The organism is Citrobacter sp. S39, assembly GCF_009495675.1.
Lineage (GTDB): Bacteria > Pseudomonadota > Gammaproteobacteria > Enterobacterales > Enterobacteriaceae > Citrobacter > Citrobacter freundii.
In genome coordinates this window covers 423,530-442,255 of the sequence record NZ_CP045555.1, presented here as the reverse complement: position 1 = coordinate 442,255, position 18,726 = coordinate 423,530, and the positions used below count along the sequence as shown (strand labels likewise).

22 protein-coding genes are annotated in these 18,726 nt (G+C 52.8%); 15 read left to right on the top strand and 7 right to left on the bottom strand.

Annotated elements, in window-relative coordinates:
• Positions 1-97: 97 nt before the first annotated feature.
• Positions 98-1,162: an L-ascorbate 6-phosphate lactonase gene (gene ulaG / locus GFB57_RS02030; protein WP_003025649.1), complete on the bottom strand. Its 1,065-nt coding sequence runs from the start codon at positions 1,160-1,162 to the stop codon at positions 98-100.
• 367 nt (positions 1,163-1,529) lie between these two features.
• Between ulaG and ulaA the strand changes: the two genes are divergently transcribed.
• The 6 genes from ulaA to GFB57_RS02000 are packed head-to-tail and all read left to right on the top strand — an operon-like array spanning position 1,530 to position 5,939.
• A complete protein-coding gene (gene ulaA, locus GFB57_RS02025; RefSeq protein WP_003025652.1) occupies positions 1,530-2,927 on the top strand; it encodes a PTS ascorbate transporter subunit IIC in 1,398 nt (465 codons plus the stop codon).
• A gap of 15 nt (positions 2,928-2,942) precedes the next feature.
• Positions 2,943-3,248 carry a PTS ascorbate transporter subunit IIB gene (gene ulaB, locus GFB57_RS02020; protein ID WP_003025655.1) on the top strand — a complete coding sequence of 102 codons (306 nt, stop codon included), beginning with the start codon at positions 2,943-2,945 and terminating at the stop codon, positions 3,246-3,248.
• Positions 3,249-3,258: 10 nt separating this feature from the next.
• The gene (gene ulaC / locus GFB57_RS02015) at positions 3,259-3,726 is read left to right on the top strand and encodes a PTS ascorbate transporter subunit IIA (RefSeq protein WP_003025658.1); all 468 of its coding nucleotides are present in this window, start codon (positions 3,259-3,261) and stop codon (positions 3,724-3,726) included.
• A gap of 12 nt (positions 3,727-3,738) precedes the next feature.
• On the top strand, positions 3,739-4,389 hold the full coding sequence (gene ulaD, locus GFB57_RS02010) for a 3-keto-L-gulonate-6-phosphate decarboxylase UlaD (protein ID WP_003025660.1): 651 nt from the start codon (positions 3,739-3,741) through the stop codon (positions 4,387-4,389).
• 9 nt (positions 4,390-4,398) lie between these two features.
• Positions 4,399-5,253, top strand: a complete 855-nt coding sequence (locus GFB57_RS02005) for an L-ribulose-5-phosphate 3-epimerase (protein ID WP_003025663.1) — start codon at positions 4,399-4,401, stop codon at positions 5,251-5,253.
• The gene (locus GFB57_RS02000) at positions 5,253-5,939 is read left to right on the top strand and encodes an L-ribulose-5-phosphate 4-epimerase (protein ID WP_003025665.1); all 687 of its coding nucleotides are present in this window, start codon (positions 5,253-5,255) and stop codon (positions 5,937-5,939) included. Before GFB57_RS02005 ends, GFB57_RS02000 begins: the two co-directional genes overlap by 1 nt.
• A gap of 132 nt (positions 5,940-6,071) precedes the next feature.
• On the opposite strand, the gene yjfY is transcribed toward GFB57_RS02000, so the two are convergent.
• Positions 6,072-6,347 (bottom strand): DUF1471 family protein YjfY, encoded by a 276-nt coding sequence (gene yjfY, locus GFB57_RS01995; protein WP_003025668.1) that lies wholly within the window; start codon positions 6,345-6,347, stop codon positions 6,072-6,074.
• A gap of 298 nt (positions 6,348-6,645) precedes the next feature.
• Here yjfY and GFB57_RS01990 point away from each other — a divergent pair, with 298 nt between their 5' ends.
• The 6 genes from GFB57_RS01990 (at position 6,646) to GFB57_RS01965 (ending at position 10,074) form a co-directional block, all read left to right on the top strand.
• Positions 6,646-7,410, top strand: a complete 765-nt coding sequence (locus GFB57_RS01990; RefSeq protein ID WP_003025670.1) for a TSUP family transporter — start codon at positions 6,646-6,648, stop codon at positions 7,408-7,410.
• A 158-nt stretch (positions 7,411-7,568) separates the two neighbouring features.
• Positions 7,569-7,964, top strand: coding sequence for a 30S ribosomal protein S6 (rpsF, locus tag GFB57_RS01985; RefSeq protein WP_003025672.1), 396 nt, complete (start codon positions 7,569-7,571; stop codon positions 7,962-7,964).
• Positions 7,965-7,970: 6 nt separating this feature from the next.
• The gene (priB, locus tag GFB57_RS01980) at positions 7,971-8,285 is read left to right on the top strand and encodes a primosomal replication protein N (RefSeq protein ID WP_003025674.1); all 315 of its coding nucleotides are present in this window, start codon (positions 7,971-7,973) and stop codon (positions 8,283-8,285) included.
• 4 nt (positions 8,286-8,289) lie between these two features.
• Entirely contained in the window at positions 8,290-8,517 is a 228-nt protein-coding gene (gene rpsR, locus GFB57_RS01975) for a 30S ribosomal protein S18 (protein WP_000135199.1), read from the top strand.
• Positions 8,518-8,558: 41 nt separating this feature from the next.
• Entirely contained in the window at positions 8,559-9,008 is a 450-nt protein-coding gene (gene rplI / locus GFB57_RS01970; RefSeq protein ID WP_003025676.1) for a 50S ribosomal protein L9, read from the top strand.
• 142 nt (positions 9,009-9,150) lie between these two features.
• Positions 9,151-10,074, top strand: coding sequence for a DMT family transporter (locus GFB57_RS01965; RefSeq protein ID WP_003025679.1), 924 nt, complete (start codon positions 9,151-9,153; stop codon positions 10,072-10,074).
• A 29-nt stretch (positions 10,075-10,103) separates the two neighbouring features.
• Here the strand turns inward: GFB57_RS01965 and GFB57_RS01960 are convergent, their stop codons facing one another.
• Positions 10,104-10,754, bottom strand: coding sequence for an OapA family protein (locus GFB57_RS01960; protein ID WP_003025681.1), 651 nt, complete (start codon positions 10,752-10,754; stop codon positions 10,104-10,106).
• A 219-nt stretch (positions 10,755-10,973) separates the two neighbouring features.
• On the opposite strand from GFB57_RS01960, the gene fklB reads away from it, so the two are divergent.
• Together fklB and cycA are read left to right on the top strand one after the other, a co-directional pair.
• Positions 10,974-11,594: an FKBP-type peptidyl-prolyl cis-trans isomerase gene (gene fklB / locus GFB57_RS01955; protein ID WP_003025685.1), complete on the top strand. Its 621-nt coding sequence runs from the start codon at positions 10,974-10,976 to the stop codon at positions 11,592-11,594.
• 308 nt (positions 11,595-11,902) lie between these two features.
• Positions 11,903-13,312, top strand: a complete 1,410-nt coding sequence (gene cycA / locus GFB57_RS01950) for a D-serine/D-alanine/glycine transporter (protein ID WP_003025688.1) — start codon at positions 11,903-11,905, stop codon at positions 13,310-13,312.
• Between the two features lie 83 nt (positions 13,313-13,395).
• Here the strand turns inward: cycA and ytfE are convergent, their stop codons facing one another.
• A complete protein-coding gene (ytfE, locus tag GFB57_RS01945; protein WP_003025690.1) occupies positions 13,396-14,058 on the bottom strand; it encodes an iron-sulfur cluster repair protein YtfE in 663 nt (220 codons plus the stop codon).
• A 245-nt stretch (positions 14,059-14,303) separates the two neighbouring features.
• Between ytfE and GFB57_RS01940 the strand changes: the two genes are divergently transcribed.
• Positions 14,304-15,857, top strand: coding sequence for a methyl-accepting chemotaxis protein (locus GFB57_RS01940; protein ID WP_003025692.1), 1,554 nt, complete (start codon positions 14,304-14,306; stop codon positions 15,855-15,857).
• Positions 15,858-15,920: 63 nt separating this feature from the next.
• On the opposite strand, the gene GFB57_RS01935 is transcribed toward GFB57_RS01940, so the two are convergent.
• The 3 genes from GFB57_RS01935 to GFB57_RS01925 form a co-directional block, all read right to left on the bottom strand.
• On the bottom strand, positions 15,921-16,886 hold the full coding sequence (locus tag GFB57_RS01935; protein ID WP_003025693.1) for a DMT family transporter: 966 nt from the start codon (positions 16,884-16,886) through the stop codon (positions 15,921-15,923).
• Positions 16,887-16,962: 76 nt separating this feature from the next.
• Positions 16,963-17,787 carry an AraC family transcriptional regulator gene (locus GFB57_RS01930; protein ID WP_003025695.1) on the bottom strand — a complete coding sequence of 275 codons (825 nt, stop codon included), beginning with the start codon at positions 17,785-17,787 and terminating at the stop codon, positions 16,963-16,965.
• 81 nt (positions 17,788-17,868) lie between these two features.
• Positions 17,869-18,717 (bottom strand): SDR family oxidoreductase, encoded by an 849-nt coding sequence (locus tag GFB57_RS01925; RefSeq protein ID WP_008323023.1) that lies wholly within the window; start codon positions 18,715-18,717, stop codon positions 17,869-17,871.
• Positions 18,718-18,726: the final 9 nt, after the last annotated feature.

The following is an 18,726-nucleotide window of genomic DNA, read 5'->3' as shown; positions in this document are numbered from 1 at the left end:
CGATACAAATTGATTTGAAAAGATGATATTTGAAATAGCCTGGAAATACTAAAGTAAATGGGAAAAAATGCCGGGATGGCCCGGCATTTTGTGTGGATCACAAGAACGATTTAAACGGTAAATCCGGTTCAATGGTGAAGCAGTCATCAAAGCCGCGCGGATAGTGATATTCAAAGTTATCTTTGTCCAGCGGCCAGGTGAACTTGCCACCTACCTGCCAGATGAATGGCTTAAAGCCATACTTAAGGCGATCTTTTTTCATCTCCCACAGTACGCGGATCTCCTGTGGATCGGCCTGAAAGTTTGACCAGATATCATGATGGAAAGGGATCACCACTTTTGTATTCAGGGCCTCCGCCATACGCAGCATGTCAGAACTGGTCATTTTGTCCGTAATACCCCGTGGGTTCTCGCCGTAGGATCCGAGTGCGACGTCGATCTGGTGCTCGTTGCCATGCTTTGCATAGTAGTTGGAGTAGTGTGAGTCGCCGCTATGATAAAGCGTACCGCCCGGCGTTTTGAACAGATAGTTTACGGCGCGGGCATCCATACCATCCGGCAGCACGCCAGCGGCTTTTTGATCGGCGGGCAGGGTGATTAACGCAGTACGATCGAACGCATCAAGCGCATGAATTTCAATATCTTTCACTTTCACCACATCGCCTGGTTTTACCACGATGCAGCGCTCTTTTGGTACACCCCAACCGATCCACAGATCCACACAAGTCTGCGGTCCAATAAACGGCACGTCGTCGGCACAGTTCTGCATGACGGCTGCCGCAACATTTACGTCGATGTGATCGTTATGATCGTGTGTGGCCAGCACCGCATCGATCTGACGAATGGCAAACGGATCAAGAACAAACGGCGTGGTGCGCAGGTTTGGCTGCAGCTTCTTCACCCCTGCCATGCGTTGCATCTGGTGACCGGTTTTCATCAGCGGGTTACCGTGACTCTGTTTGCCCGTGCCGCACCAGAAATCGACGCAGACGTTAGTCCCGCCTTCCGACTTCAGCCAAATTCCGGTACAGCCGAGCCACCACATCGCGAAAGTACCTGGTGCGACCTGTTCCTGCTCGATCTCTTCATTCAGCCAGCTTCCCCACTCCGGGAATGTGCTCAGGATCCATGATTCACGCGTGATGCTTTTTACTTTACTCATCGCAATTACCTTCATGTTTGTTCAAGTTGAATCAAATTGTGATTTATTTTGATTGATAGTGACATCATTTTCTCAAGAAGGCAATGCGTTGATTTTTGGTGTTGAATGAAAAATTGTTAACAAATTACAACGTGACAAGATGGTTTATATGAAATGTATTTTTGTATTTTATTGTTTTTATTGGTTTTATTTTGAAGTGAATGAATTAGGAGTAAATCCACTCTGCAAGTAAGAGAATTATTTGCGTACTGCATCACATTTAATCAAATTCAATCTTGTTGTGATTACTTTTGAAAATTAGAGTGAGGGCACAACATCCTGGGCATCTGTAATGAATGTTCAGCAACTTCGTCTACTGGAGATCGTTATGGAGATCCTCTACAACATCTTTACCGTCTTTTTTAATCAGGTCATGACCAATGCACCGTTGCTGTTGGGTATTGTGACCTGCCTCGGCTACATCCTGTTGCGTAAAAGTGTCAGCGTTATTATCAAAGGCACGATCAAAACGATTATTGGTTTTATGTTATTGCAGGCAGGGTCGGGCATTCTGACCAGCACGTTTAAACCGGTAGTGGCGAAGATGTCCGAGGTTTACGGTATCAACGGTGCGATTTCCGATACCTATGCCTCCATGATGGCAACCATCGAACGTATGGGGGATGCCTATAGCTGGGTAGGGTACGCGGTACTGTTGGCGCTGGCGCTAAACATTTGTTACGTGCTGCTACGGCGGATTACCGGTATTCGTACCATCATGCTGACCGGGCACATCATGTTCCAGCAGGCGGGCCTGATCGCCGTCTCTTTCTACATCTTTGGCTATTCCATGTGGACCACCATCATCTGTACCGCGGTGCTGGTGTCGCTCTACTGGGGCATTACCTCCAATATGATGTACAAGCCGACCCAGGAAGTGACCGACGGCTGTGGTTTTTCCATCGGTCACCAGCAGCAGTTCGCCTCCTGGATTGCTTACAAAGTCGCGCCGTATCTGGGTAAGAAAGAGGAGAGCGTAGAAGATCTCAAGCTGCCAGGCTGGCTGAATATCTTCCATGACAACATCGTTTCTACCGCGATTGTGATGACCATCTTCTTCGGGGCGATCCTGCTCTCTTTCGGCATTGATGTGGTTCAGGCGATGGCGGGTAAAACCCACTGGACCGTGTATATCCTGCAAACCGGTTTTTCGTTTGCTGTCGCTATCTTCATCATCACCCAGGGCGTACGTATGTTCGTTGCTGAACTTTCAGAAGCGTTCAACGGTATCTCTCAACGTCTGATCCCGGGCGCGGTACTGGCCATCGACTGCGCGGCGATTTATAGCTTTGCTCCTAACGCGGTGGTCTGGGGCTTTATGTGGGGGACCATCGGCCAACTGATTGCGGTGGGCATCCTTGTGGCCTGCGGCTCTTCCATTCTGATTATCCCAGGCTTTATCCCGATGTTCTTCTCGAACGCCACTATCGGCGTATTTGCTAACCACTTTGGCGGTTGGCGTGCAGCGCTCAAGATTTGCCTGGTGATGGGGATGATCGAAATCTTCGGCTGCGTCTGGGCGGTGAAGCTCACCGGTATGAGCGCCTGGATGGGCATGGCGGACTGGTCAATTCTGGCACCGCCGATGATGCAAGGCTTTGCCTCCATTGGCATCGTGTTTATGGCCGTCATTATTCTGATTGCACTGGCTTATATGTTTTTCGCAGGACGCACGTTGCGTGCTGAGGAAGACGCAGAAAAACAACTGGCAGAACACTCTGCTTAATAAGGAGTTCCGATTATGACCGTACGTATTCTGGCTGTGTGTGGCAATGGGCAGGGCAGTTCCATGATCATGAAAATGAAGGTGGACCAGTTTTTAACCCAGTCAAATATTGACCATACGGTAAACAGCTGCGCCGTGGGTGAATACAAAAGTGAACTGAGCGGCGCGGATATTATCATCGCCTCTACGCATATCGCCGGTGAGATTACCGTTTCTGGCAATAAATATGTCGTTGGCGTACGCAACATGCTGTCTCCTGCCGATTTTGGACCAAAACTGCTGGAAGTGATCAAAGCGCATTTTCCGCAGGACGTGAAGTAAGGGGCGGCATATGAAATTACGTGACTCGCTGGCAGACAATAGTTCCATCCTTTTGCAAGCCGAGGCCAGTACCTGGCAGGAAGCGGTAAAGCTTGGCGTGGATCTGCTGGTTAAGGCTGATGTGGTTGAACCACGCTACTACCAGGCCATCCTTGATGGCGTTGAGCAGTTTGGCCCGTACTTTGTGATTGCGCCAGGCCTGGCGATGCCGCACGGCCGTCCGGAGGAAGGGGTCAAGAAAACCGGTTTTGCGCTGGTGACGCTGAAAACGCCGCTGGTGTTTAACCACGAAGATAACGACCCGGTCGATATTCTGATAACGATGGCGGCAGTTGATGCCAACACACATCAGGAAGTGGGCATCATGCAGATCGTGAATCTCTTTGATGACGAAGCCAATTTCGACCGTTTACGCGCCTGCCGCACCGCGCAGGAAGTGTTGGATTTAATTGATAACGCCACTGCGGCGGCTGTTTAAAAGGATACCAAAATGTCATTACCTATGTTGCAGGTTGCGCTGGATAACCAATCAATGTCTTCCGCGTATGAAACGACGCGTCTGATTGCCGAAGAGGTCGATATCATTGAGGTGGGCACTATTCTTTGCGTGGCAGAGGGCGTGCGCGCCGTTCGCGATCTGAAAGCGCTTTACCCACATAAAATTGTACTGGCGGACGCCAAAATTGCCGATGCGGGGAAAATCCTCTCCCGCATGTGTTTCGAAGCCAACGCTGACTGGGTCACCGTCATCTGTTGTGCCGATATCAACACCACCAAGGGTGCGCTGGAGGTGGCGAAAGAATTTAACGGTGATGTACAGATTGAACTGACTGGTTACTGGACCTGGGAGCAGGCGCAAGAGTGGCGTGACGCAGGGATTGGGCAAGTTGTATATCACCGCAGTCGTGATGCGCAGGCGGCGGGCGTGGCGTGGGGAGAAGCGGATATCAGCGCGATCAAGCGTCTGTCCGAGATGGGCTTTAAAGTCACCGTCACCGGCGGTCTGGCGCTGGAAGATCTGCCGCTGTTCCAGGGAATTCCGATTCACGTCTTTATTGCCGGCCGCAGTATTCGCGATGCCGCCTCTCCGGTGGAAGCGGCCCGTCAGTTCAAACGTTCTATCGCCCAACTGTGGGGATAAGGAGCGACTATGTTGTCGAAACAGGTCCCGCTCGGTATTTATGAAAAAGCACTCCCCGGCGGGGAGTGCTGGCTGGAACGCTTGCAACTGGCGAAGGAACTGGGCTTCGACTTTGTCGAAATGTCGGTTGATGAAACCGACACTCGCCTGGCGCGTCTTGACTGGAACCGGGAGCAGCGACTGGCGTTGGTGGCCGCTATCGCCGACACCGGGATACGGGTACCGTCCATGTGCCTGAGCGCTCATCGTCGTTTTCCGCTTGGTAGTGAAGATGATGCGGTACGCGAACAGGGGCTGGAGATCATGCGTAAAGCCATTCAGTTTGCGCAGGATATCGGTATTCGCGTTATTCAACTGGCGGGTTACGACGTTTATTACCAGCAGGCCAATAACGAAACGCGTCGTCGGTTTCGCGATGGGCTGAAAGAGAGCGTAGAGATGGCGAGCCGTGCACAGGTGACGCTGGCGATGGAAATCATGGATTATCCACTGATGAATTCGATCAGTAAGGCGCTGGGGTACGCCCACTATCTCAACAATCCGTGGTTCCAGCTGTATCCCGATATTGGCAATTTATCGGCGTGGGATAACGACGTGCAGATGGAGCTGCAGGCGGGAATGGGCCATATAGTTGCCGTACACGTGAAAGATACCAAACCCGGCGTATTCAAAAATGTGCCGTTTGGTGAAGGGGTTGTCGATTTCGAACGTTGTTTTGCGACTCTCAAACAGAGTGGGTATTGCGGGCCATACCTGATTGAGATGTGGAGCGAAACGTCGGACGACCCGGCACGTGAAGTGGCGAAGGCGCGCGACTGGGTGAAAGCGCGTATGGCCAGCGCGGGCCTGGTGGAGGCAGTGTAATGCAAAAACGTAAACAGCAGGTTTTTGAGGCCAACATGGATCTGCCTCGCTACGGTCTGGTGACGTTTACCTGGGGTAACGTCAGCGCCATCGACCGCAAACGCGGGCTGGTGGTGATTAAGCCCAGCGGCGTCGACTACCAAACAATGACAGTGGATGACATGGTGGTTGTGGATCTGCACGGTAATGTGGTGGAGGGACGCTATCGTCCTTCTTCCGATACCGCCACCCATCTGGCGCTGTATCGCCGTTATTCCTCTCTCGGCGGCGTGGTGCATACCCACTCAACCCACGCGACGGCATGGGCGCAGGCAGGTCTGGCAATTCCTGCGCTCGGCACGACGCATGCTGACTACTTCTTTGGCGATATTCCCTGTACCCGGGCTTTAACTGAAGCTGAAGTTCAGGAGGAGTATGAACTTAATACCGGTAGGGTGATTATTGAAACGCTCGGGGAGGTGGAACCTTTACATACGCCTGGCGTAGTGGTGTACCAACATGGCCCGTTTGCCTGGGGCAAAGATGCTCACGACGCGGTACATAACGCTGTGGTGATGGAAGAGGTGGCAAAAATGGCATGGATTGCGCGTGGCATTAATCCGGCGCTCAGCCCCATCGACAGTTACCTGATGAATAAGCACTTCATGCGTAAGCACGGCCCAAATGCCTATTACGGCCAGAAGTAAGAAAAAACGTTCCGGAGCCAACTCTTCATGGGGATGAGATCGGTCTGGCTTCGGGATTGTTTTGCAAAAAAAAGCCCCCAGTGAAGGGGGCAAGTCAAACTGTGGCAATGTTCTCGTTGGTTGTTTCTGGTGCTAGCGATAAATATCTGCACTGGCGTGCATATTTCCGTTACTACCGGGTTCCCTGGTGAGGATCACGTGATAGTAGGTTGCGCCTTGCGCATCGGTTTCTTCATTCAGGGCCTGAGTGGCTTCACTTTCAGTGGCGAAGTTATGATTTATGTAAATAACGCCTAAGCTCTGCACATCATCCATATTCCTGGCCTGATGATTGTCAATTTTGATGGCTGCCGTTGCATTTGCACTGAGCAAAAGTACAGCCAGAAGGGTCAAAACACGGGCTCGCATATGTACCTCCTCGACTGCGGTCTCTGGTTAGCTCTCTCCTGTGAGTGGATAACTTCTGATTTAATTTTAACCGCTGCCGGCGCAGTCGATAGCGACCATTTCTGATGCAGTTGTTCAAAAAATTACCGCAAAGCCATCTTTTCTTTAATTAACAATCAGCTGATGCCTTCCGCTACGGTTAAAAATACCTGCCTTGCGCGCATAAGCTCTTACCAAATAGTCAATTTAATCGGGTGAGTACGCCGTTTATAGTGAGCCAGATAATTAATATAACTTTATGATAATAAGGCAAAAACTTATGGATACTTCATTCATGGATTTCAGCTATTTCGTGATTATGTTTATGGTCGCGCTGGTGGCTGGCTTTATTAACGTGGTGTCGGGCGGCGGTGGTTTTCTCTCTATTGGCGCTCTCTTAATTTCTGGTTTACCCCCGGCTAATGCGCTGGCAACCAATAAAATTCAGGCACTGGGTAGCTCGCTAACCTCCGGAATTTACTTTTTACGCCGGGGACATATTAATGTGCAGGAGCACAAATATGTCTTTTTATCTGCCTTTATCGGTTCTGCGATGGGCACAACGCTTATCCAGTTTATTGAACCGGACGTGTTGAAGAAACTGCTGCCGATCCTGATTATCGCGGTCGCTATCTACTTTATTTCTGCGCCTAATCTTAGCGAACCGAAAAGGAAGCAGCAGGTATCCCTGTTTCTCTTCTCGTTGATCTGCGGGGGAGGTATTGGGTTTTATGATGGTTTTCTCGGTGCCGGGGCCGGCTCCTTTTATACGCTCTGCTATATCCTGCTGTGGGGGTACAGTATCGATAAAGCGCAAATTCACTCGAATTTTATCAACCTGGCGTCGAATATTGCCTCGATTCTGTTCTTCATTTTCGGCGGTAAAATGATCTGGTCGCTGGGGCTGGTGATGTTTGCCGGGCAATCCCTTGGCGCACGTCTGGGTGCGACAGTCGTACTGACGCGCGGCAAGAAAGTCATCCGACCCATGATTGTCATCGTCTCTATTTGTATCAGCGTCAAAATGCTGCTGGATATGTATTAATGGCGACATGATAAATAATCGTACAAGCACCTTGAGTTTAACTGCTGACCCCAGTATTATGACGCGTCATTTTTCAGCCGACCTTTAACACGTTCCTTGCCTCCATGGGCCTCGGCTGACCCAGACAGGAGGCTGAATAATCCGTAAGGAGCAATTCGATGCGTCATTACGAAATCGTTTTTATGGTCCATCCTGACCAGAGCGAACAGGTTCCGGGTATGATCGAACGCTACACTGCTGCCATCACTGGTGCAGAAGGCACGATCCACCGTCTGGAAGACTGGGGCCGCCGTCAGCTGGCTTACCCGATCAACAAACTGCACAAAGCTCACTACGTTCTGATGAACGTTGAAGCACCGCAGGAAGTGATCGATGAGCTGGAAACTACCTTCCGCTTCAACGATGCCGTTATCCGCAGCATGGTTATGCGTACTAAACACGCTGTTACCGAAGCATCTCCGATGGTTAAAGCGAAAGACGAGCGCCGTGAGCGTCGCGATGATTTCGCTAACGAAACCGCAGATGATGCTGAAGCTGGGGATTCTGAAGAGTAATTTCTGATGACCAACCGTCTGGCGTTGTCCGGCACCGTGTGCAGGGCTCCCCTTCGAAAGGTCAGTCCATCAGGAATTCCTCATTGCCAGTTCGTGCTTGAGCATCGTTCTGTGCAGGAGGAAGCCGGGTTTCACCGGCAGGCGTGGTGCCAAATGCCCGTTATTATTAGCGGACACGAAAACCAGGCCATTACTCACAGTATAACGGTCGGTAGCGCAGTGACCGTTCAGGGGTTCATCTCTTGCCACAAGGCAAAGAACGGCCTGAGCAAAATGGTTCTGCATGCCGAGCAGATTGAATTGATAGATTCTGGAGACTAGCCATATGGCACGTTATTTCCGTCGTCGCAAGTTCTGCCGTTTCACCGCGGAAGGCGTTCAAGAGATCGACTATAAAGATATCGCTACGCTGAAAAACTACATCACCGAAAGCGGTAAGATTGTCCCAAGCCGTATCACCGGTACCCGTGCAAAATACCAGCGTCAGCTGGCTCGCGCTATCAAACGCGCTCGCTACCTGTCTCTGCTGCCGTACACTGATCGTCATCAGTAATCGGTCACGGTCCATTAATACGACTTTGAGAGGATAAGGTAATGCAAGTTATTCTGCTTGATAAAGTAGCAAACCTGGGTAGCCTGGGTGATCAGGTTAACGTTAAAGCGGGCTATGCTCGTAACTTCTTGGTACCACAGGGTAAAGCTGTTCCTGCTACCAAGAAAAACGTTGAATTTTTCGAAGCGCGTCGCGCTGAGCTGGAAGCTAAACTGGCTGACGTTCTGTCCGCTGCTGAAGCTCGTGCTGAGAAAATCAACGCACTGGAAACCGTAACCATCGCGTCTAAAGCTGGCGACGAAGGTAAACTGTTCGGTTCCATCGGTACTCGCGACATCGCTGACGCTGTAACTGCAGCTGGCGTTGAAGTAGCTAAGAGCGAAGTTCGTCTGCCGAACGGCGTTCTGCGTACCACTGGTGAGCACGAAGTGAGCTTCCAGGTTCACAGCGAAGTGTTTGCTAAGCTGACTGTAAACGTAGTTGCAGAATAAGTTTTTATTCTGATGACCGCGTAAAAGCGCCGGCCCTGTGCCGGCGTTTTGCTTTTCTGTTCCCCCGCTTTTCTCTCTGGCTATTCTTTATCCTTTTCGGGATAATCACAAAAATAAAACATTATTTCAAAGTGGTGATGGAATGGAACCAACGCACCAACCTCTGTTTGCGCGTAAAAATGTTGTCTATCTGAGTGCGGCGTTCTGCTGCCTGCTGTGGGGGAGCGCCTATCCGGCGATCAAAAGCGGATATGAGATCTTCCAGATTGCCACGGATGACATTCCCTCAAAGATTGTCTTTGCCGGATATCGCTTTCTGTTTGCGGGAATATTGCTGCTACTGTTGGCGCTGGCACAGCGAAAACCGATTGGCCGGTTAAGCCCGCGTCAGTATGGCCAACTCACGCTGTTGGGGCTGACACAAACCTCGCTGCAATACATCTTCTTCTATATCGGCCTGGCGTTCACGACGGGGGTGAAAGGGTCCATTATGAATGCGACCGGGACCTTCTTCAGCGTGCTACTGGCCCATTTTATCTACCATAATGACAAACTGAGCTACAACAAAGCGCTGGGCTGTATCCTCGGCTTTGCTGGGGTGATGGTAGTGAACTTTAGCAGCGGAATGGATTTTAGTTTCAGCCTGTTAGGAGACGGCTCAGTAGTGATGGCGGCCTTTATTCTCTCTGCTGCCACGCTATATGGAAAACGTATTTCTCAGACGGTGGACCCGACGGTGATGACAGGGTACCAGTTGGGCGGTGGCGGTCTGGCGTTGGTTATCGGTGGCTACGCTTTTGGCGGCACGCTGACCGTACACGGTGCGTCTTCGGTGGCAATTCTGGGCTACCTGACGTTACTCTCTTCGGTCGCCTTTGCCTTGTGGAGTATTCTGCTCAAGTATAATCGCGTGGGGATGATTGCGCCGTTTAACTTCCTGATCCCGGTTTCGGGGGCGCTGCTGTCGGCGATATTCCTCGGCGAAAACATTCTCGAATGGAAATACGCACTGGCGCTGGTGCTGGTCTGTTCGGGGATCTGGTGGGTGAATAAGGTGAAGCGCTGACGCTTCACCTTGATGCCTGATGACGTCGCTTAACGGGCGCGAATAAAACTGCCGTTTGGCTGACGGGTGAACAGAACCTGCTGGCCATTCCCGGTATCAATGGTTAATCCCGTCACCACGCCATTGGCATTCTGCCTGATCTGCACCATCTGACCGTCTTTCAGGTTGCTTAGCGGTTTTCCCGCGCCTTCAACCTGCGCCATTGCATACACATCGGTTGGCGGGAGGTTATGGTCACGGAAGACCTGGGCCAGCGTTTTGCCCGAGTCTACGCGATAAGAGCGCCACTGTTGCTCAATTCCGCTATCCTGTTGGAAAGGTTGCGTCTGCGGCTGAGATTGCTGAGCCTGCGGCTGCGCATCAGGTTCTCCTTCCTGGATTGGCTCTGGAGCAACCGGAGCGACCTGGCCGGGATCGTTTTGCGGGGCGACTAACTGTGCCTGTAGCTGAGCCTCGGTTGGTGGCTGCGACTGTGACTGTAAATCCAGCTGGGCAGTACGCGTCACCACAGGGGCATCGCTGGTGTCACTGGAAGGAAGCAGGAAACCTATCACCAGCACGATAGCAGCAATAATAATGCCGCGGCGGTGCATAGGCGGTAGCGGATCCATAATGCGAAAATTGTCCGGTGCATGCCAGATTTTCGCCAGGGTTGGTTTTAATTCAAAGCGCCCGGGCATGGCTTTCCTCCTGCTCCGCGTCTCGTTCCTCGATCATAGAGTATAGATGGCTAACGCTATGATGTTCGTCATATTACCCGCTTTCGTGACGTCAACGCGGGATATTCCTATTGTTTATGTTTCCTCGCGATTTGTCATCTGTTCCCGAGACAAAGTTTTACCGGATGCGGCATGGCTGATATGCTGCCCGCTACTTTACATCCGATGAAAGGAAATATGATGGCTAACCCGACTTTTGACACTATCGAAGCGCAAGCAAGCTACGGCATTGGTTTGCAGGTAGGACAACAGCTGAGCGAATCCGGACTGGAAGGACTGTTGCCTGAAGCGCTGGTAGCGGGTATCGCTGACGCGCTGGAAGGTAAGCACCCGGCAGTGCCGGTTGATGTTGTGCATCGCGCGCTGCGTGAAATCCATGAGCGCGCTGATGCAGTACGTCGCGAACGTTTCCAGGCTATGGCGGCTGATGGCGTCAAATATCTGGAAGAAAACCGTGAGAAAGAGGGTGTGAACAGCACTGAATCCGGTTTGCAGTTCCGTGTTCTGACTCAGGGCGAAGGGGCTATTCCGGCGCGTACTGACCGCGTTCGCGTGCATTATACCGGTAAACTGATCGACGGTACCGTGTTTGACAGCTCTGTCGCACGTGGCGAACCGGCTGAATTCCCGGTTAACGGCGTAATCCCTGGCTGGATTGAAGCACTGACCCTGATGCCGGTAGGTTCGAAATGGGAACTGACTATTCCTCAGGAACTGGCTTACGGCGAGCGTGGTGCTGGCGCGTCCATTCCTCCGTTCAGCACGCTGGTGTTCGACGTTGAGCTGCTTGAGATCCTGTAAGCAGTGACTTCTGTTCCCCCCGAGGCAGGGGGGAGCAAAAAAATAGCGTGAAAAGCTATAGTTACGTCGTTGTCGATATTTTATCTTGCAAATGCCGCATCAGCGTGTATTTTTGTGAGCTGATTCGCGCTATCAGAGTGATATGACACTCACTTTAAACATTAAATTAACATTATATCTAAATCTTAGTATTCATCCCGCCAATTCTTACCTAATATCGATGAGTCCTGATAACAGGATCGTCGTATCATAGACACACTAAAGGCCGTAGAGCCTGAACAACACAGACAGGTACAGGAAGAAAAAACATGGTAGATCAGGTAAAAGTCGACACCGCTGAAGAGGCGTCGTCTGAACAGTCGCTACGGCGCAATCTCACAAACCGTCATATTCAACTTATTGCTATTGGTGGTGCTATCGGTACTGGCCTGTTTATGGGCTCCGGTAAAACCATCAGTCTCGCCGGACCGTCGATCATCTTTGTATATATGATCATCGGTTTTATGCTGTTTTTCGTGATGCGGGCAATGGGTGAATTGCTGCTCTCGAATCTGGAGTACAAATCGTTTAGTGATTTCGCCTCCGACCTGCTCGGGCCGTGGGCCGGGTATTTTACCGGCTGGACCTACTGGTTCTGCTGGGTCGTTACTGGGATGGCAGACGTTGTCGCGATTACCGCGTATGCGCAATTCTGGTTCCCCGAACTGTCAGACTGGGTCGCCTCGCTGGCGGTGATTGTGCTGCTGCTGAGCCTCAACCTCGCCACCGTAAAAATGTTCGGTGAGATGGAGTTCTGGTTTGCGATGATCAAAATCGTCGCCATCATCGGCCTGATTGTCGTCGGTCTGGTGATGGTGCTGACGCACTTCCAGTCGCCAACCGGCGTTCAGGCATCGTTCACGCATCTGTGGAATGACGGTGGCTGGTTCCCGAAAGGTCTGAGCGGCTTCTTTGCCGGCTTCCAGATAGCGGTGTTCGCATTTGTGGGTATTGAGCTGGTGGGAACGACCGCTGCGGAAACCAAGGATCCTGAGAAATCTCTGCCGCGCGCCATTAACTCGATTCCAATCCGTATTATCATGTTCTACGTGTTCGCGCTGATCGTGATTATGTCCGTAACGCCGTGGAGCTCGGTAGTACCAACCAAGAGCCCATTCGTTGAACTGTTTGTGCTGGTTGGTCTGCCTGCTGCGGCGAGCCTGATCAACTTTGTGGTTCTGACTTCAGCTGCCTCTTCCGCAAACAGCGGCGTGTTCTCTACCAGCCGTATGCTGTTCGGCCTGGCGCAGGAAGGCGTTGCACCGAAAGCATTTGCCAAGCTGTCTAAACGCGCAGTTCCGGCGAAGGGGTTAACCTTCTCCTGTATCTGTCTGTTGGGCGGCGTGGTGATGCTGTACGTGAACCCGAGCGTGATTGGCGCGTTCACCATGATCACCACCGTGTCGGCGATTCTGTTCATGTTCGTCTGGACCATCATTCTTTGCTCGTACCTGGTGTACCGCAAGCAACGTCCTCACCTGCATGAAAAATCAATCTACAAGATGCCGTTAGGCAAGCTGATGTGCTGGGTATGTATGGCGTTCTTCGTCTTCGTACTGGTACTGCTGACGCTGGAAGATGATACCCGTCAGGCGTTGATGGTGACGCCGCTGTGGTTCATCGCGCTGGGTCTGGGCTGGTTGTTTATCGGTAAGAAACGTATGGCGGGTATGCGTTAAGCGTTGTCATATCGGACACAAAAAAGGCCACATAAGCAGTGGCCGAATTCGGACTTCAGGAAGGCGCTCTCGGGCGCCTTTTTTTATTCACCTGCGAGGGCACGCGGGAACAACACATTGTTTTCCAGGCTGATGTGTTCCATCAGGTCATCGATCATTTCGTTAATGCCGTTATACATGGCTTTCCAGGTGGTGCAGGCTTCTGGCGGCGGCGTCACGTTGTGGGTGATGTGTTTGATCACTTCCACCAGTTCACCCGCATCGTCATGTTCGCTTTCCATCACGCTGATTGGCCCCATCGCCTGACTACCCATGCCCTGTTTGATCATCGGGAACAGGATCTGCTCTTCTTTCATCATGTGGCTGGACAGCTCTTCATGCAGCATGGTCAGGTTTTTCGCCAGACCGCGCGGTACGTTCGGTTTGTCTGCGTGAACGCGTTCAACTTTTGTGGCCTGCAGGATCAGCTCCGGCAGCTGTTCGCGGTGTCTGTCGTGATAACGCACGATGATATGGTCGATGATTTCAGCCAGAGCCACGGTACGCCAGTCTTTCTCCAGCGGCTGTTCAGCCAGCTGCGCAAGCTGCGCCTCAATAACGTCTAAATCCAGCTCTTTACGCGCGGCAGCGCGTGCCAGCGTTTGCTTACCGCCGCAGCAGTAATCCATATCGTATTTACGAAACAGGGCCGAAGCGCGAGGAATAGAGAGCGCCAGTTCACCTAAAGGTTGATCGCGATAAGACATTGCCGTTACCTCATTCTCAATAATATAAGATGTATTTTAAATACATCTTATGGCGAAGGATATAACCCTTTCGGGGTGGGGTGTTTTGTGATGAACGTCACGAAAATTTCTTATTTCGTTAAGGTGCTGAATCTTATTGGAAAGGTGAGGGGCGGCGAAAAAAGCGGCACGACAGGATTAAATAAGCGCACGCCGCTGCCGATAGTTAGACCTCAGACAATACCTGCATAATAAAAAGGCTACAGATGTTCAAACGAATCAAAGTGATAACCTTACTTATCACCGTGTTACTCGCCCTGGGCGCAATGCAGCTCATCTCCGCGGGCGTCTTTATTGGCGCGCTCAATAACGATAAGCAGAACTTTAACGTGTCTCAACTTTCCAGCCAGAATGTGGCCGAGTTTACCGATGCGTGGATTAGCCTGAACCAGGCTCGCGTCACGCTCAACCGGGGCATGCTGCGTTTACAGGGAACGATGGCCAGCGAGATTAACGGCGGTCAGTTGAAGGAGCTGGTGAACACAGCAAATCGCCTGTTGGCCGAATCGAAAGAGCATTACGATAAATACTACGCTCTACCGGAAACGCCGGGGTTGGATGAGCATCTGGCCGATCGACTGGAAGAACAGTACGGCATCTATTCTGCGACGCTGGCAAAAATGAACGCGCTGCTGGCTGAAGGAAAGCTGGAAGAGATGTTCAAGCAGAACGCCGAGCAAAAGCAAACGGCCATGCAGGAAGTTTATCGGGAATGGCGTAGCGCGCAAACGGCGCTGGCCACTGCCGGGGTACAGGACAATGAGAGTGACTACCAGAAGATAATCTGGCTACTGTCCGCGGTGATGCTGATTGTCGTCACCGTAATTATCGCCAGTTGGCTGGCGATGCAGCGAGTGCTGCTCAAGCCGCTCCACGAGGTGATGGGACATATTCGCCATATTGCCGCAGGTGATTTGACTCACCGCATCAACGCCGATGGCAGTAATGAAATGGCGCTGCTGGCAGGCAACGTCCGCGACATGCAGCAGGCGCTGGCGAACACAGTCAGCGTGGTGCGTGATGGGGCTGACACCATCTATACCGGCGCGGGTGAAATTGCCGCTGGCAGTAACGATCTCTCGTCACGTACCGAACAGCAGGCCGCCTCTCTGGAGGAGACCGCAGCCAGCATGGAACAACTTACCGCAACCGTGAAACAGAATGCGGATAACGCGCGTCAGGCGACCAGCCTGGCAAAAAACGCCTCACATACGGCGCAAAAAGGCGGAACAGTGGTTGATGGCGTGGTGCGTACGATGGATGAAATCGCCACCAGTTCCAGCAAAATTGCGCAAATTACCACTGTTATCGACGGCATTGCTTTCCAGACCAACATCCTGGCGCTGAACGCGGCGGTAGAAGCGGCGCGGGCTGGCGAACAGGGGCGTGGCTTTGCTGTAGTCGCAGGTGAGGTGCGTACGCTGGCGCAGCGTAGCGCTCAGGCGGCGAAAGAGATTAAGGCGCTGATTGATGACTCAGGGAATCGGGTCAATGCCGGTACGGCGCTGGTGCATGAAGCGGGTGAGACGATGGCGGAAATTGTCAGTGCCGTCACCCAGGTAACCGATATTATGGGTGAAATTGCGTCGGCCTCTGATGAACAGAGCCGGGGTATCGATCAGGTCGGTCAGGCGGTGGCTGAGATGGATCGCGTCACGCAGCAAAACGCCTCGCTGGTGGAGGAATCCGCTTCCGCCGCAGCCGCGCTCGAAGAGCAGGCCGCACGGTTGAACCAGACGGTGGCGGTGTTTAAAGTTTAACGTCTGCTCCGGCCTACAAGATATTATCCAGTAGGCCGGATAAGCGGAGCACCATCCGGCACATTATGATTGTGAAACCACCATGACGCTCGGTTTCTGCGGCTTGGCTCTGACGGCTATCACTACCCCAACCATCAGCAGCGTAATACCGCTTACCGTCAGCAACGGTGGAAATTCCTGGCGCAGTATAAAGGTGTACAGCAGGCCAGCCAGCGTTTCGAAGACAATCAACGGGCCGAGGATCACCGTCGGCAGCTTCTGGCTGGCGACGTTCCAGCACAGTGCGCCAACCCAAGAACACAATACCGCAATGGCTATCATCAGGCCGATAAACACGGCTGGACGCGGACCGAAGGGCAGAGCGAAGTCCGGCGTTTGCCCGTTCAGCCACAGGCAGGCGGCAATATAGCCGAGCAGAGAAACAGGCAGCGTTACCAGAGCCTGAGCCGTCGCCCACATCATCGGGTGCTTATCCGGATTCTCGCGCAGCCAGCGGGCATTACGCAGCGCATACCACGCCCAACACACCACCGAAATCAGCGCCAGTGCGATTCCAGAGCCATATCGCCAGCCGCTAAAGTCAGGGAGTCCCTGATTCAGCTCCGAGATATTCACGCACAGCAGGCCTATACCAATCAACACCAGCGCAGGCGACAAACGCCACCATGATAATTTGCCGTCACGCTGGCTGTAGAGGAGGTTAGCGAAGACCGGGATCACCACCGGCAATGTACCAATAATCATCGTGGAGACCGGTGCGCCGGTGCGCTGGATAGCGCTTGCCAGGCAAACGTAATAAATCAGATTCCCCATCATTGTTAGCGTCAGCGCAGTTACCCAGTCTTTCCGCCCGAGTTGACGCAGGCGCACACGTCCCAGCCAGGCAATCGGCAATGCGATCAGCCCCAGCGCCAGATAGCGCCCCATCGACTGCAATACCGCCGGGTATTCCGGTACGATCAGCGGTCCAACAAAAATTAATCCCCACATCAGCCCGGCCAGCAGGGCATACAACACACCGCTAATCATTTTTGATATCCACATCGCTTAACAATACGTCGAGTGTAGGCAGGAAAAATGCCGCCGTATTGTATGAGATTGCTGATCAACGCCGGACGACTTGTTTCTGATAACGCACTGGCGTAATGCCGTAGCGATGGGTAAATGCGCGGGTGAGATGCGACTGGTCGGTGAGGCCGGTTGCGGCGGCGACCTCTGCGGCGGGCATACCGCAAGTGAGAAAACCTTTGGCTCGCCACAGGCGGATCGCCATCAACATCTGGTGCGGCGTGACGTGGAAATGAGATTTAAACTGGCGCTGAAAATGCCAGGGACTCAGCGATGCAACCCGCGCCAGCTCGTCGAGCGTGACCGGATGCATATAATTATCGTGCAGATACTCGCGTACTCGTTCAAAGCGATGCGCCCCCTCCGGCAATACTGGTGCATGGCGGGCCAGCGGCTGGAACGTGTCGATCAGATCGAGCAATAGTCCTTTTTGCGCCAACGGATCTTCCGTGTTCCACAGGCCGTGGATCAGCGAGCAGATCTGGCGCGAGCGCAGCGGATCGTGACGCGTTACGTCATGAAACCACCAGTGGCGGATCCCAGTGACCTCTTCCAGAAGATCGGGCTCAAGATAAATCATCCGATAGCGCCAGCCATCGGCGGTTTCGGCCTCGCCGGTGTGCAGCTCATCGGGATTCATGGTTACGACGGAATGGGCGGGGGCCACGTACTGCGTGCCGCGATAACGAAAACGTTCGGCTCCGGCTTCTATCGCGCCAATGCCGAATGCTTCATGTGTGTGCGGCTCAAAGGCGTAACGTGAGATGTGCGCATGATACAGCTCTACGCCCGGCACCTGCGCCAGATGGCGAAAGCGGGCGCTGTCTTTCTCATCAATAAACTGCTCAGGTACACCTTGCACGTTTTCTCTCCCCACGCATCATCCTGTCATTATCAGAGAGGATGCGCGGGGATGCCACCACAATTAACTAATTTTTAACACTTACACGATGCCTTTGACGCTGTCAGCCAGCGGGGTGGTCGGGCGACCAATCAGTTTGCTCAGCGTATGGCTGTCGTCGAACAGACCGCGTTTGGAGGCGCCAGTGTCTGAGTCAGCCAGCATGTCCGCCAGTCCGGCAGGCAGACCTACACCTTTTAGCGCGGCGGCAAAATCAGCTTCGCTCAGGTTCTGATACACCACTTTTTTACCACTCTGTTTTGCCAGCTCGGCAGCCAACTGGCTCAGGGTCCAGCCTGCGTCGCCCGCCAGCTCATAGGTTTTACCGGCGTGACCGTCTTCACTGATGACGCGCGCGGCGGCAGCGGCATAGTCGGCGCGGGTCGCTGAGGCAATTTTGCCTTCACCTGCAGCCCCGATAAACACGCCATGTTCCAGAGCAGCCGGTGCGCTGGCGAGATAGTTTTCGGTGTACCAGCCGTTACGCAGTAGCGCGTGGGCGATACCGGATTCAGCCAGCATCTGCTCGGTTGCCACATGCTCATCAGCCAGCCCCAGCGGAGAGGTGTCGGCGTGCAGCAGGCTGGTGTAGGCGATAAATTTCACGTGAGCGGCTTTCGCTGCGTTAATCACGTTGCGATGCTGCGGGGCACGTTGTCCCACTTCGCTGGAGGAGATCAGCAGTAGCTTGTCGATACCCTGTAAGGCAGTTGTAAAGGCGGCTTCATCGCTGTAATCCGCCTGACGAACGGTAATGCCATGCTGACTAAGCGCCGTCGCTTTAGCGGGATTACGCACGATTGCCACAATCTGGCTGGCAGGAACGGTTTTCAACAGAGATTCAATAACGTGTTGGCCCAGTTGGCCGGTGGCGCCGGTAATCGCGATCATGGGGTGACT